A 13,536-nucleotide genomic window follows, 5' to 3' on the forward strand; every position below is an offset into this window, starting at 1 on the left:
GCGTGTGTGCGGGGTACCTTCATCACCGCCGCCGCGCTAGATCCTCCAGCATCTCCCACGATTTCAGGCCGCGCCCGCCCAGATGGTGCAGCAGCACCGCGCGCATGCCCCGGCGCAGGCTGGCCAGGTCATCCGGCCCGGGCAGTACGTCGTTGGCCAATGCCAACAGCGCGCTCCCGGTCGCCGTCCCCCGCCGCGGGTCCACGCCGCGCTCGCTGAGCAGCCGCCGCGGCCCCTCCTGGGGGTCCAGTTCATAGCGGGCAGCAGGGTCGATCGGCTCGCCATCGCTGCCATGTTCCAGATCGAACCCAAACCCCAGCGCCTCCAGCAGGTCGCGTTCGAACCGTCGCAGGGTCCAGGCCAAGGGCCCGGTGGCCCCCAGCCGCTGGCGCACCTGCGTGTAGTGGTCATACAGTTCGGGCAGCGGGTCCTGGCGGGGCGCGAGCCGCATCACCAGTTCATTGACATAGAAGCCGGCCAGCATCGCCTCGCCGCTCAGTCGCGGCGCGGCATCCAGCGCCTCGGCCCCGCGCAGCTGGGCCAGCTCGCCCCGCTGCACGGCCGCCAGGCGGATCCATTGCAGGGGCTGCAGGGCAGCGCGCAGCGCCTGGCTGCGCGGGCTGCTCACACCACGCGCCAGCACCCCGATCCGCCCATGCTGTTCGGTCAGGACCTCAACCAGCAGGCTGGTCTCCCGCCAGGAGCGGGCATGCAGCACGAAGGCCGGTTCGTCGTCGATACGCATGGCCAGGGGCGTTGAGCAGCAACCCTGCCGGGTTTACTCGTAGCCGAAGGCCTTCAGCGCGGCTTCGTCGTCCGACCAGCCTTCGCGCACGCGGACCCAGGTTTCCAGGAACACCTTGGCGTCGAACAGCCGCTCCATCTGCATGCGCGACTTGGCGCCGATGTCCTTCAGGCGGCTGCCGCCCTTGCCGATCACGATCGCCTTCTGGCCTTCGCGTTCGACCCAGATCACCGCGCCGATGCGCAGCAGGTTGCCGTCTTCAACGAACCGCTCGATCTCCACCGTGGTGGCGTACGGCAGCTCTTCACCGAGCTGGCGCATCAGCTGCTCGCGGACCAGTTCGCCGGCGAGGAAACGCTGGCTGCGGTCGGTGATTTCGTCTTCACCGAACATCGGCGGGGCTTCGGGCAGCAGCTTGAGCAGGTCGCGCACCAGCGCGTCCAGGCCGTTGCGCTTCTGCGCGGAAATGGGGTGTACGGCGGCGAAGGTACGACCTTCGGTGACCTGCTGCAGGAACGGCAGCAGGGCTGCCTTGTCCTTCAGGCGATCTACCTTGTTGACCACCAGCACCACCGGAACGCCGGCGTCGCTGAGGACGTTGAACGCCAGCGTGTCTTCTTCGTCCCAACGGCCGGCCTCGATCACCAGCATGCCCGCATCCACGCCCTCGAGCGAGCCGCGCGCGGCGCGGTTCATCACCCGGTTCATGGCGCGCTTCTGCACGCGGTGCAGGCCGGGGGTGTCCACCAGCACCAGCTGGCCTTCCGGATAGCTGGCAATGCCGAGCAACCGGTGGCGGGTGGTCTGCGGCCGGTTGGAGACGATGCTGACCTTGGCGCCCACCAGGGCGTTGGTCAGGGTCGACTTGCCGACGTTGGGGCGCCCGATGACGGCCACGCTGCCGCAATGATGGGGAATTGCTTCGCTCACTTGGAATCCAGTTGCTCGAGGGCGGCAGCTGCCGCCTGTTGTTCGGCCAGCCGTCGCGAGGCACCTTCGCCTTCGGTGCTGACAGCGGGATCGGCTACGCCGCAGCGCACCCGGAAGGTCTTGGCGTGATCGTCGCCTGATTCTGACACCAATTCGTACACCGGCAACGCCTTTTGTCGGCCCTGCAGCCATTCCTGCAGGCGGGTCTTGGGGTCTTTTTCGGGCTTGCCGGTAGCCGGCAGCGCCTCCATGGAAGGACCGAACCAGGGCAGTACCACGGCCTGGCAGGCGGCGAAGCCGGCATCCAGGTAGATCGCGGCCACCACAGCTTCCAGCGCGTCGGCCAGGATCGAGTCGCGCCGATGCCCCCCGGACTTCATTTCACCCGGGCCCAGCGTGAGCCGTTCGCCCAGCTCCAGTGCGCGGGCGATCACCGCCAGCGCGCCCTCGCGCACCAGCTCGGCGCGGGCGCGGGTCAGCGCCCCTTCGTCAGCCTTCGGCCAGCGCTGGTAGAGCGCCTGGGCAACCATCATGTTGACGATGCTGTCGCCGAGGAACTCCAGCCGCTCGTTGTTGGGCGTGCCGGCACTGCGATGCGTCAGGGCCTGCTGCAGCAGGCCCGGATCCTGGAAAGCGTGACCGATGCGGTCACCACGTTGATAGGTTTTAGTCGGCACCGCTGAGGGTCAATTCCTGGTGTGCTTCAAACTTTCCAACCACGTCGAGGTTGCCGATCAGCGGGCGACGGACTTCGTAGTTGACCTTCATGTTCCAACCACCACTGACGCGTTCGAACTTGACGTTGGACGGCTTCACGGTTTCGGAATAATTGATGTACAGGCGACGGAAGAACATTTCCTGTACCTGCCCCGGCTCCTTGTTGGCCACGCCCGGTTCCTGTGCCACGCCCTTCAGGGCAGACTTCACCGCATAGAACTCCGAGTACATCGGGAACAGCTTCATGCCGATGTACAGCACGAATCCGACCGCGCACAGCACGATCAGGAACGAGGTCAGGGTCATGCCACGCTGCGTGCTCATTCTCTTCATTGCGTTCTCCCCAGATACGCGGTTGTCATGGAATCAGTTGATGCCGGTGCCGATGCGGGACGGCTCGAAACCATCCTTGCAGAACCAGCCCGAGCAGTTCAGCCAGATCAGGAACGCCTTGCCGCGGAGATTTTCCTCCGGCAGCAGGCCCCAGAAACGGCCGTCATCGCTGTTGTCGCGGTTGTCGCCCATCACCAGGTACTTGCCCGGCGGCACGGTCCACTGGCCCTCGCCACGCGGGTAATCGGTCTCCAGCACGGTATGGGTGCGGCCCGGCAGGTGCTCCACCAGAAGTGAGGCGCCCTCCCCCTGGCCACGGTGCCCAGCATACAACCCCTTGCTCTCATACTTGAGCGGGGTGCCGTTGAGGATGACGCCATCGCCCTGGAAGGCGATCTCGTCACCCGGGATGCCGATCACACGCTTGATGAAATTCTCGCCCTTGTTGGGGTCGTTCTCCGCGTGGCCCGGGAAGTGGAACACCACCACGTCGCCGCGCGCCGGCTCGCCGATCGGGACGATCTTGGCATTGTTCAGCGGCAGGCGCAGGCCATAGGCGAACTTGTTGACCAGGATGAAATCGCCGATCAGCAGGTTCGGCATCATTGAACTGGACGGGATCTTGTACGGCTCTGCAATGAAGCTGCGCACCACCAGCACAATGGCCAGCACCGGGAAGAATGCCCGGGAGTAGTCCACCAGTACCGGTTCGCTGTCCAGAAGGCCGGCCCGCGCCGCGCGGCGCTTGGCGAAGTACAGCTTGTCGGCCAGCAGGATCAGGCCCGAGGCCAGCGTCAGTACGACCAGCAGGATTTCAAACAGTTTCATGCAGTGTCCTTGGGAACGGGAGCCTTACTTGTCCATCTGCAGCACGGCGAGGAAGGCTTCCTGCGGGATCTCCACGCGGCCCACCTGCTTCATGCGCTTCTTGCCTTCCTTCTGCTTCTCCAGCAGCTTCTTCTTGCGCGAAACGTCGCCACCATAGCACTTGGCCAGCACGTTCTTGCGCATGGCCTTGACCGTGGTGCGGGAGATGATCTGCGAGCCGACGGCGGCCTGGATGGCCACGTCGAACATCTGCCGCGGAATCAGTTCCTTCATCTTCTCGCACAGCTCGCGGCCGCGCCGGTCGGCATGGCTGCGGTGCACGATCAGCGACAGCGCATCGACCTTGTCACCGTTGATCAGCACGTCCACGCGGACGAACGGACCTGCGTCGAAACGCACGAAGTGGTAATCCAGCGAAGCATAGCCGCGGCTGACCGACTTGAGCTTGTCGAAGAAGTCCAGCACCACCTCGGCCATCGGCAGCTCGTAGCTGATCTGCACCTGGCTGCCCAGGTAGTTGATGCCGATCTGGCTGCCGCGCTTTTCCTCGCACAGCTTGATGATGTTGCCGATGTACTCCTCGGGAGTGAGCACGTTGGCGCGGATGATCGGCTCGCGGATCTCGGTCACCATGTTCACCGGCGGCAGCTTGGCCGGGTTGTCCATGTTGATGATGCTGCCGTCGGTCTTGAGGACCTCGTAGACCACGGTCGGCGCGGTGCTGATCAGGTCCAGGTTGTATTCGCGCTCCAGACGCTCCTGCACGATTTCCATGTGCAGCATGCCGAGGAAGCCGCAGCGGAAGCCGAAGCCCATCGCTTCGGAGCTTTCCGGCTCGAAGCGCAGCGCTGCGTCGTTCAGGCGCAGCTTGTCCAACGCTTCGCGCAGGTCCGGGTAGTCTTCGGCGTCGACCGGGAACAGGCCCGCGAACACGCGCGGCTGCATTTCCTGGAAGCCGGGCAGCGCCGCCGGGGCCGGGTCGGCGGCCAGGGTCAGGGTGTCACCCACGGGCGCGCCGTGCACGTCCTTGATGCTGGCAGTGACCCAGCCCACCTCGCCCGCACGCAGGGCCGGCAGGACCTTGCGCTTGGGGGTGAACACGCCCACGTTGTCGACCTGGTGGTTGCGGCCAGTAGACATCACCTGCAGCTTGTCACCGGCCTTGATCTGACCCTGCATCACGCGCACCAGCGAGACCACGCCCAGGTAGTTGTCAAACCAGGAATCGATGATCAGCGCCTGCAGCTTGTCGGTATCGCGCGGCTGCGGGGCCGGGATGCGATGCACGATGGCTTCCAGCACGTCCACCACGTTCAGGCCGGTCTTGGCGCTGACCGGCACCGCGTCGGTGGCGTCGATGCCGATCACGGCTTCGATTTCGGCCTTGGCGCGCTCGATGTCGGCGGTGGGCAGGTCGATCTTGTTGATCACCGGCACCACTTCCAGGCCCTGCTCCACAGCGGTGTAGCAGTTGGCGACCGACTGCGCTTCCACGCCCTGGGCGGCATCCACCACCAGCAGCGCACCTTCGCAGGCGGCCAGCGAGCGGCTGACTTCATAGGAGAAGTCGACGTGCCCGGGGGTGTCGATGAAGTTCAGGTGGTAGGTCTGGCCATCTTTGGCCACGTACGGCAGCGACACCGATTGGGCCTTGATGGTGATGCCGCGCTCGCGCTCGATCGGATTGGAGTCGAGCACCTGCGCCTCCATCTCGCGGGCCTGGAGGCCACCGCAAAGCTGGATGATGCGGTCGGCCAGCGTGGACTTGCCGTGGTCGACGTGGGCGATGATGGAGAAGTTGCGGATGTTCCGCATCGAATCAGAGGACATAGGTGGCGGCGGCGCGGCGCGTCGTCAGGATAACGGCACATTATCGCATGGCCGGCCCCTCCCCGCGTGCCGGCGGGCCAAATACGACCGGGCCCGCCGAAGCGGGCCCGGAAACGCAGCAGAGGCGGGGCCTACTGGCCGGTCTTGACCGCCACGAAGGCACTGCTGCCGCCGGCGCGAACCAGCAGCATCACCACATCGCCCTTCTTGTAGCCCCCCAGCGCCTTGTTCAGCGCGGCGACGCTGCCGACCGGGGTGCGCCCGACCTGCAGGATCACCATTCCCGGAGACAACCGGGCATCGCGGGCAGCCTCGCCCTTGACGTTGGTGATGCGCACGCCCTCGCCCGCGTCCAGCCCCAGCTGCTGGCGCTGCGGGGCGGTCAGGTCGGCCACGTCCAGGCCCAGCAGGGCATTGGCACCGGCCTGCGGCGCGGCGTCAGCCGCCGCCGGGGCGGCAGTGCCGCGCTGCGCGTCTTCGGCCAGCTCGGTCAGGGTCGCGGTGATCTCACGTTCGCGGCCGTCGCGCAGCACGCCCAGGCGGACCTTGCTGCCCGGGGCCTGGGCGCCGATCAGCGGCGGCAGGTCGCTGAAGGTGTTGATCGGGGTGCCATTGACCGAACGGATCACATCGCCGACTTCCAGCCCGGACTTGGCAGCAGCACTGCCCGGAACCAGTTCGTTGACCAGCGCGCCACGGCTGTCGGGCAGGTTGAAGCCCTGTGCCACGTCGCCCGTGATGGCGCCGACGATGGCGCCGAGCTGGCCACGGCTCACGCGCCCGTTCTTCTTGATCTGGTCGACCGCGCCCATGGCCAGGTCGATCGGGATCGCGAAGCTGATGCCCATGTAGCCGCCCGAGGCAGAGAAGATCTGCGAGTTGATGCCGACCACTTCACCGCGGGTGTTGAGCAGCGGGCCGCCCGAGTTGCCCTGGTTGATCGCCACGTCGGTCTGGATGAACGGTACGTAGCGCTGGTCCTGGCCGCCGGTGCTGCGCCCGACCGCACTGACCACGCCGGCGGTGACCGAGTGGTCCAGACCGAACGGCGAGCCGATCGCGACCACCCACTGGCCCGGCTTGAGCGTATTGGAATCGCCGACCCGCACGGTCGGCAGATTCTTCGCATCGATCTTCAGCAGGGCCACGTCGTACTGCTGGTCGCTGCCGATCACCTTGGCGGTGAATTCACGGCGGTCGCCCAGTTTGACCTTCACCTCGCCGGCGTCGGCCACCACATGGTGGTTGGTCAGCACGTAGCCGTCGGGCGAGATGATGAAGCCAGAGCCCATGCCACGGCCGCGGATGCTGGGGCCTTCATCGCCGCCGGGCTGGCCGGGCATCTGGAAGTCCGGCCCGAAGAACCGGCGGAAGAATTCCGGCATCTCGTCATCGCCGGGGCCGGGACCGGGGCCGCGCGCCTGGCGGTTGCTGCGCACGATGGTGGTTTCAATGTTGACCACGCCCGGCCCCACCTGTTCCACCAGGTTGGTGAAGTCAGGCAGGCCACTGACCAGCGGCGTGGCCGGCGCACGCGGAGCGGCGGCTACCGCGGCGGGGGCGCTCGGGCTGGGCGACTGGGCACAGGCCACCAAGGGAAGGGTGATGGCCAGCAGGGCCATGGCGTGCGTACGGATACGGGCGGTCATCAGACTCGAACCTCCGGGTCAGGAATATCAAGGGATGGGGGCGCTGCGCGTCGCATGCAGCGCCTGTATGGCGGAAATCGAGGCAAACGTCAGTCGCGTCCGCGGCGTGCCGGCGGCGTGCCGGACACCTCTTCCTGCAGGCGCGGCTCGAACGGATAGAACGCGGCCTGCGGCTCCTGCGGCGAGAAACTGGTATTGAGCGCGCCGCTGCTGCCGACCGTGGCGCGCGGCCATGGTCGCGCCTGCAGGGCGCCGACCTCACCAAACGGGAGGGCGCGCGCAGCGGCCGCCGGTACCACCGGGGCCAGTGCAGGCTGGCTGGCCAGTGCACGCACCGGTTCACTGCGGCTGGCCACGCGGCGAGTGGACACCTGCTGGGTGCGGGTGGCGCTGGCACGGCGCGCCGTCACGGCGGCCGCCGGCACGGCAGCCACGGCCACGGCGGCATCTGCCACCCCGCGGGTGTCCAGCGGCGCACGCGGCGGGGCCGGCGGGAGCTGCGCCTGGCTGGCAATGATCGTGGTGGGCTGCTCCAGCGGGGCCTGCCCGGGCAACTCCTGGCGGCTCATGAACAGCGCGATGGCGGCCACCGAGGCGGCCAGCGCGCCTCCGCCGCCCCAACGCAGCAGAGCGCCCCGGCGCCGGCGCGGCGCCGGCATTGCCGCGGCAACGGGGGCCGGCTCGGCCGCCACAGCCGCCTGGATCCGCTCGGCAAAGCCCTGCGGGGCCGGCGCACAGGCGCGCCCGCGCAGGACATCGCCCAGCAGCTGCCAGCGCTCCTGGCAGCCGGACAGGTCCTCGTCGTGCTCCAGCCGGCGCAGCAGGAACCGCGCCTCTTCCAGCGGCAGTTCCCCATCAATAAGCGCGGACAACTGCTGGCGGTGGTGGACATCGAATTTGTCAGGCATCTCGTGGCTCATACGCGGCTCTTCTCGCGGGTGGCGCTGCCAACATCCAGCAGCGGCCGAAGTTCAGTGTCGATCGCCTCGCGGGCGCGGAAAATCCGCGATCGCACGGTGCCGATCGGGCACCCCATCTTCTGCGCGATTTCCTCATAGCTCAGGCCCTCCACCTCGCGCAGGGTGATGGCCGATCTCAGTTCTTCCGGCAACGCCGATACCGCCTTCATCACCGTCTGCTCCAGCTCCTGGCGCATCAACTCGCGTTCGGGCGTGTCGGTATCGCGCAGGCGGGTGCCGCTGTCGAACTGTTCGGCGTCCCCGATCTCGATGTCATCGGTGGGCGGGCGGCGGTTGTGGGCGGCTAGATGGTTCTTGGCAGTATTCACGGCGATCCGGTGCAACCAGGTATAGAACTGGGCATCGCCCCGGAAACTGCCGATCGCGCGGTAAGCGCGTACGAACGTATCCTGGGCAACGTCCTGACATTCACTCCAGTCGGCGATGTAGCGCCCGATCAACGCGACGATCCGATGCTGGTACTTGCGCACCAGCACATCGAACGCCGCGCTTTCGCCGCGCTGCACGCGCCGGACCAGCTCCAGGTCCAGCTCCTGTGGTGTTTCAACCTCGGCCATGGGGGGCCGCACTCCTGTCAGCCCAACCGACGTCGGGCAATGAGACTGCCAATCCCGGGAAAAGTTCAGCGCCGATCACCGCACGCCGTACCAGCTTTTAACCACCGTTCCGTTAAGGTTGCAGATCACGGCCATGAACCGGGTGCACCTACCCCCAAGCTATAGGGATTTGACGGGGAGGAAACAACCTCTGGATCATAGCCCCCTTCTCCATACACAACCGGATGGAACGACTCCATGCTCTCAGGCTTCGATGGGCTCCGCTTCTCACATTGGCACCCCGAGATCCGTGACGATGGTGTCGTGGTGCTCAGCCTCGACCGCCACGACAGCAGCGTCAATGCGATGTCGCAGGACGTGCTGCTGGAACTGGGCGATCTGCTTGAACGCCTGGCGCTGGACCCGCCCAAGGCGGTGGTGGTGCAGTCGATCAAACCGGCCGGTTTCATCGCCGGCGCGGACCTGAAGGAATTCCAGGAATTCGATCGCCGCGGCACCGTCAACGACGCGATCCGCCGCGGCCAGGCCACATACCAGAAACTGTCCGAGCTGCCCTGCCCGACCGTGGCGGCCATCCACGGTCATTGCCTCGGCGGCGGCACCGAGCTTGCGTTGGCCTGCCGCTACCGGGTGGCCTCCAATGATCCCTCCACCCGGATCGGCCTTCCCGAAACCCAGCTCGGCATCTTCCCGGGCTGGGGTGGCAGCGCGCGCCTGCCCCACCTGGTTGGCGCCCCCGCCGCCATGGACATGATGCTGACCGGCCGCAACCTGTCGGCATCGGCCGCCCGTAACATCGGCCTGGTCGACAAGGTGGTTGCCCCGGCCGTGCTGCTCGATACCGCCGTCGCACTGGGCCTGTCCGGCACCACCCGTCCGTTCAGGCAGCGCCTGACCGCCTGGGCCACCAACACCTGGCTGGCTCGCAAGCTGCTCGCCCCGCAGATGGCCAAGCAGGTCGCGCGCAAGGCCAAAAAGGACCACTACCCGGCCCCGTATGCGCTGATCAACACCTGGGCACGCACGGGTGGCAGCAGCATCCAGGCCCGCCTGGACGCCGAACGCCGCGCCGTGGTCAAGCTGGCCGGCACCCCGACCGCACGCAACCTGATCCGCATCTTCTTCCTGACCGAGCGCCTCAAGGCGCTTGGCGGCAAGGATCACGGCATCCGCCACGTGCACGTGGTCGGCGCCGGCGTGATGGGCGGCGACATCGCCGCCTGGTCGGCCTACAAGGGCTTCGAGGTCACGCTGCAGGACCGCGAACAGCGCTTCATTGATCCGGCCATCGAACGCGCCCAGGCCCTGTTCGCCAAGAAGGTGCGGGACGAGAGCAAGCGCCCGGCCGTCGCCGCCCGCCTCAAGGGCGACCTCGCCGGTGACGGCGTGGCCGTGGCCGACCTGGTGATCGAAGCCATCATCGAAGACGCCGACGCCAAGCGTGGCCTGTACCAGACGCTCGAGCCGAACATGAAGGCCGACGCCCTGCTCACCACCAACACCTCCTCCATCCCGCTGGTGGAGCTGCGCGACCACATCCAGCGCCCGGCCCAGTTCGCCGGCCTGCACTACTTCAACCCGGTCGCGCAGATGCCGCTGGTCGAGATCATCCACCACGACGGCATGGCCCCGGAAACCGAACGCCGCCTCGCCTCCTTCTGCAAGGCCCTCGGCAAGTTCCCCGTGCCCGTCGCCGGTACCCCCGGCTTCCTGGTCAACCGCGTGCTGTTCCCGTACATGCTCGAAGCGGCGACCGCCTACGCCGAAGGCGTGCCCGGCCCGGTCATCGACAAAGCCGCCGTCAAGTTCGGCATGCCCATGGGCCCGATCGAACTGCTCGACACCGTCGGCCTGGACGTCGCCGCCGGGGTCGGCAAGGAACTGGCCCCGTTCCTGGGCCTGCAGATCCCCGCGGCCCTGCAGACCGTCGAACCGGGCAAGCGCGGCAAGAAGGATGGCCAGGGCATCTACACGTGGGACAACGGCCGCGCCCGGAAGCCCGACGTGCCCGCCAACTACCAGGCCCCGGCCGACCTGGAAGACCGCCTGATCCTGCCCCTGCTCAACGAAGCCGTCGCCTGCCTGCACGAAGGCGTGGTGGCCGATGCCGACCTGCTCGACGCCGGCGTCATCTTCGGCACCGGCTTCGCCCCGTTCCGCGGCGGCCCGATCCAGTACATCCGCGCGACCGGCGCCGACGCGCTGGTAGAACGCCTGAAGGCGCTCCAGCAGCGCCACGGCGACCGCTTCGCCCCGCGCCCGGGCTGGGACGCCGCGGTGCTGCGCGAACCGGTGATTTAAAAATCGATTGATGGAAGCGGAAACGCCACCGAAAGGTGGCGTTTTTGTATGGATGGGTTTACGGCGCCCCCCCGCAAACCCACCCCCGCCGGCCCAAGCCTGGGACACTCGCAGACCAGGGCCGTTCGCGTGATGCACGACTGCGCAAAGAGCAGTACCGACCAACGGTCGGTACATACCGGGGTCGTAACGCCACTGCAAACGAAACAACCTGTTACCCGAACGGGCCATGCATCGGGCCGACCCGCATGCCATCCTTTCGACCTGTCCCCGCCAGCGAGAAAGCCCGCATGTCGACCATCATCGCCCCGCGCGTCCACGACATCGGCGGCCTCGAAGTCCGCCGCGCCGTGCCCAGCATCCAGGCGCGCAGCGTTGGCCCATTCGTGTTCGTCGACCAGATGGGTCCCGCCGTCATGGGTGCCGGCGCCGGCATCGACGTCCGCCCGCACCCGCATATCGGCCTGGCCACCGTCACCTTCCTCTGGTCCGGCGCGATCGGCCACCGCGACACCCTTGGCTCCGACCAGGTGATCCGCCCCGGCGACGTCAACTGGATGACCGCTGGCCGCGGCATCGCCCACTCCGAACGCACCCCGCCGGTCGAACGCGAGCACGACCACCCCATCCACGGCATGCAGACCTGGGTCGCCCTGCCGAAGGAATTCGAAGAAACCGCACCCGCCTTCTACCACCATGCGGCCGCCACCCTGCCCGAGCAGCGCCGCAACGGTGCCTGGCTGCGCGTCATCGCCGGCCGCGCCTACGGCGAAGAGTCGCCGGTGAACGTGTTCGCCGACACCCTCAACGTCGCCATCGACCTCGACCCCGGCGCTGAACTGGATCTCGATACCGGCCACGTCGAACGTGCCCTCTACATCCTTGAAGGTGAGGCCCAGCTCGACGGCGTCGACCTGCCCGCCCAGCACCTGGTCATCCCCGAAGCCGGTGCCCGTGGCCGGTTGCGTGCCAAGACCCCGTTGAAGGCCATGCTGCTCGGTGGTGAACCCCTGGATGGACCGCGCCACCTCTGGTGGAATTTCGTCTCCAGTTCCAAGGAACGCATCGAGCAGGCCAAGCACGATTGGGAATCGGGAGTTTTCGGCACCATTCCCGGCGACGACAAGGAATTCATTCCACTGCCGGATCGCTGAGCGCGCGCCGCAACGTCCGATTTCCGACGTGATTCCCCCTGGGCATCCGTGGAGATCTTCAATGAGCATGGGCAAGCGTGTGGCCGCCGAATTCCTCGGCACCTTCTGGCTGGTCCTTGGCGGCTGTGGCAGCGCCGTCCTCGCCGCGAACTTCGGCGGGGAGGGCAACCCGCTGGGTATCGGCTTCCTCGGCGTCGCCCTGGCCTTCGGCCTGACGGTACTGACCGGCGCCTATGCCTTCGGGCACATCTCCGGCGCCCACTTCAACCCCGCTGTCAGCGTCGGCCTGTGGGCCGGCGGCCGCTTCCCCGCGCGCGACCTGCTGCCCTACGTCGTCGCCCAGGTGCTGGGCGGCCTGCTGGCCGCCTTCATCCTGCTGCAGATTGCCTCCGGCGCGCCCGGCTTCCAGATCGACGGCAGCCAGGCCGGTGCCTTTGCCAGCAACGGTTACGGCGCACTCTCCCCCGGAGGCTACAGCGTCGCGGCCGCCTTCCTGTGCGAGGTCGTGCTCACCGCCCTGTTCCTGGTCGTCATCATGGGGGCCACCCACGGCCGCGCGCCCGCCGGCTTCGCCCCGATCGCCATCGGCCTGGCCCTGACCCTGATCCACCTGATCAGCATCCCGGTCACCAACACGTCCGTGAACCCGGCCCGCTCCACCGCAGTGGCCGTGTTTGCCGGCAGCGGCGCGCTCGGCCAGCTGTGGTTGTTCTGGCTGGCCCCGCTGCTGGGCGGCCTGATCGGCGGCATCGCCTACAAGTGGATCGGCGCCGATCTCCCACCCCGCTAGCCGGATTCAGGAAAATTTGAAACGGTTATTTGAAGATCCGGTCACATTCCGTTAAGGTCGAAATCACCAGACCGTCACCTGACGGGTCCTTCCGGTACGCGCATGGGGCATGCGCAGCGCATCGGCCAGGGAACACTTGGCCACCGGAAGCGCCCGCAGGGAACGGCACGGCTACTTGCACACTTGGGGGAACGCATGAAGATCCTGCACGCTTTGATATTCCTTGGTTTGTCACTGACGGCCGGCATCGCCTCGGCGCAATCGGCGGCCAAATGCCCGACCCTGCCCGAAACCAGCGGCCTGCAATGGCAGGAACAGTCCGAGGCTACCTACGTGCTCTGCAAGGCGACCGCGGCAGACGGGCGCGAGGTCATGACGATGATGCTCACCGGGCGCGACCCGGATATTCCGCTGGCGCGTCCGCTACGCCAGGAAAAGGGCGCCTTCGCCGGTGAGTCCTTGTACTGGTACCAGCCCGACCTGGGCGGACAGCAGCCGCCGGGGTATGCCACCCGCCGGATGACCGTGGTGAAGTTCGACAAGAACCGTTATGCGCAGATTTCGCTGTACCCCGCCGACGCCAGCGAACTGCGGACGCTGCAGACGTTGTCGCAGGGGATGAACCTCAATCCGTCGGCGGTCGCTGCGGAGCGGTGACACCCGGTAGCGGGGGGGGGGGGGGGGGGAGAGGAAGAGGAGGGAAAGAAGAAAGAAGAAAAAAA

Annotated in this window: 13 protein-coding genes; 4 read left to right on the forward strand and 9 right to left on the reverse strand. The window is 67.1% G+C overall.

The genetic code is table 11. From position 1 onward, the window contains the following. Positions 1-22: 22 nt before the first annotated feature. The 9 genes from recO to rpoE form a co-directional block, all read right to left on the reverse strand. The gene (gene recO / locus ACTJI4_RS17015) at positions 23-745 is read right to left on the reverse strand and encodes a DNA repair protein RecO (protein ID WP_440870028.1); all 723 of its coding nucleotides are present in this window, start codon (positions 743-745) and stop codon (positions 23-25) included. A gap of 33 nt (positions 746-778) precedes the next feature. Continuing rightward, entirely contained in the window at positions 779-1,675 is an 897-nt protein-coding gene (era, locus tag ACTJI4_RS17020; RefSeq protein ID WP_392920478.1) for a GTPase Era, read from the reverse strand. Beyond that, positions 1,672-2,352, reverse strand: coding sequence for a ribonuclease III (gene rnc / locus ACTJI4_RS17025; RefSeq protein ID WP_392920481.1), 681 nt, complete (start codon positions 2,350-2,352; stop codon positions 1,672-1,674). The genes era and rnc overlap by 4 nt, the downstream gene beginning before the upstream one ends. Then, entirely contained in the window at positions 2,342-2,725 is a 384-nt protein-coding gene (locus ACTJI4_RS17030) for a DUF4845 domain-containing protein (RefSeq protein ID WP_392920484.1), read from the reverse strand. The genes rnc and ACTJI4_RS17030 overlap by 11 nt, the downstream gene beginning before the upstream one ends. A gap of 33 nt (positions 2,726-2,758) precedes the next feature. Further along, the gene (gene lepB / locus ACTJI4_RS17035; RefSeq protein WP_392920487.1) at positions 2,759-3,553 is read right to left on the reverse strand and encodes a signal peptidase I; all 795 of its coding nucleotides are present in this window, start codon (positions 3,551-3,553) and stop codon (positions 2,759-2,761) included. A gap of 24 nt (positions 3,554-3,577) precedes the next feature. After that, the gene (gene lepA / locus ACTJI4_RS17040; RefSeq protein WP_392920973.1) at positions 3,578-5,368 is read right to left on the reverse strand and encodes a translation elongation factor 4; all 1,791 of its coding nucleotides are present in this window, start codon (positions 5,366-5,368) and stop codon (positions 3,578-3,580) included. 146 nt (positions 5,369-5,514) lie between these two features. Beyond that, on the reverse strand, positions 5,515-7,032 hold the full coding sequence (locus ACTJI4_RS17045; RefSeq protein WP_392920490.1) for a DegQ family serine endoprotease: 1,518 nt from the start codon (positions 7,030-7,032) through the stop codon (positions 5,515-5,517). A gap of 89 nt (positions 7,033-7,121) precedes the next feature. Next, positions 7,122-7,940, reverse strand: a complete 819-nt coding sequence (locus ACTJI4_RS17050; protein WP_440870029.1) for a sigma-E factor negative regulatory protein — start codon at positions 7,938-7,940, stop codon at positions 7,122-7,124. A gap of 8 nt (positions 7,941-7,948) precedes the next feature. Next, entirely contained in the window at positions 7,949-8,569 is a 621-nt protein-coding gene (gene rpoE, locus ACTJI4_RS17055; RefSeq protein ID WP_068853630.1) for an RNA polymerase sigma factor RpoE, read from the reverse strand. Between the two features lie 237 nt (positions 8,570-8,806). Between rpoE and ACTJI4_RS17060 the strand changes: the two genes are divergently transcribed. From ACTJI4_RS17060 to ACTJI4_RS17075, 4 genes are all read left to right on the forward strand, one after another. After that, on the forward strand, positions 8,807-10,870 hold the full coding sequence (locus ACTJI4_RS17060) for a 3-hydroxyacyl-CoA dehydrogenase NAD-binding domain-containing protein (protein WP_440870030.1): 2,064 nt from the start codon (positions 8,807-8,809) through the stop codon (positions 10,868-10,870). Positions 10,871-11,160: 290 nt separating this feature from the next. Next, positions 11,161-12,024: a pirin family protein gene (locus tag ACTJI4_RS17065; protein WP_440870031.1), complete on the forward strand. Its 864-nt coding sequence runs from the start codon at positions 11,161-11,163 to the stop codon at positions 12,022-12,024. A gap of 61 nt (positions 12,025-12,085) precedes the next feature. Further along, a complete protein-coding gene (gene aqpZ / locus ACTJI4_RS17070) occupies positions 12,086-12,814 on the forward strand; it encodes an aquaporin Z (protein WP_440870032.1) in 729 nt (242 codons plus the stop codon). Between the two features lie 195 nt (positions 12,815-13,009). Then, on the forward strand, positions 13,010-13,471 hold the full coding sequence (locus ACTJI4_RS17075) for a hypothetical protein (RefSeq protein ID WP_440870062.1): 462 nt from the start codon (positions 13,010-13,012) through the stop codon (positions 13,469-13,471). Positions 13,472-13,536 lie beyond the last annotated feature (65 nt).

The organism is Stenotrophomonas sp. 22385, from assembly GCF_052045085.1.
GTDB lineage: Bacteria > Pseudomonadota > Gammaproteobacteria > Xanthomonadales > Xanthomonadaceae > Stenotrophomonas.

Excerpts from the sequence above, each read along its gene's own strand:
- recO (WP_440870028.1), bottom strand. The coding sequence starts at position 745 with ATGCGTATCGACGACGAACCGGCCTTCGTGCTGCATGCCCGCTCCTGG.
- ACTJI4_RS17030 (WP_392920484.1), bottom strand. The coding sequence starts at position 2,725 with ATGAAGAGAATGAGCACGCAGCGTGGCATGACCCTGACCTCGTTCCTG.
- lepB (WP_392920487.1), bottom strand. The coding sequence starts at position 3,553 with ATGAAACTGTTTGAAATCCTGCTGGTCGTACTGACGCTGGCCTCGGGC.
- lepA (WP_392920973.1), bottom strand. The coding sequence starts at position 5,368 with ATGCGGAACATCCGCAACTTCTCCATCATCGCCCACGTCGACCACGGC.
- ACTJI4_RS17045 (WP_392920490.1), bottom strand. The coding sequence starts at position 7,032 with ATGACCGCCCGTATCCGTACGCACGCCATGGCCCTGCTGGCCATCACC.
- ACTJI4_RS17050 (WP_440870029.1), bottom strand. The coding sequence starts at position 7,940 with ATGCCTGACAAATTCGATGTCCACCACCGCCAGCAGTTGTCCGCGCTT.
- rpoE (WP_068853630.1), bottom strand. The coding sequence starts at position 8,569 with ATGGCCGAGGTTGAAACACCACAGGAGCTGGACCTGGAGCTGGTCCGG.
- ACTJI4_RS17060 (WP_440870030.1), top strand. The coding sequence starts at position 8,807 with ATGCTCTCAGGCTTCGATGGGCTCCGCTTCTCACATTGGCACCCCGAG.
- ACTJI4_RS17065 (WP_440870031.1), top strand. The coding sequence starts at position 11,161 with ATGTCGACCATCATCGCCCCGCGCGTCCACGACATCGGCGGCCTCGAA.
- aqpZ (WP_440870032.1), top strand. The coding sequence starts at position 12,086 with ATGAGCATGGGCAAGCGTGTGGCCGCCGAATTCCTCGGCACCTTCTGG.
- ACTJI4_RS17075 (WP_440870062.1), top strand. The coding sequence starts at position 13,010 with ATGAAGATCCTGCACGCTTTGATATTCCTTGGTTTGTCACTGACGGCC.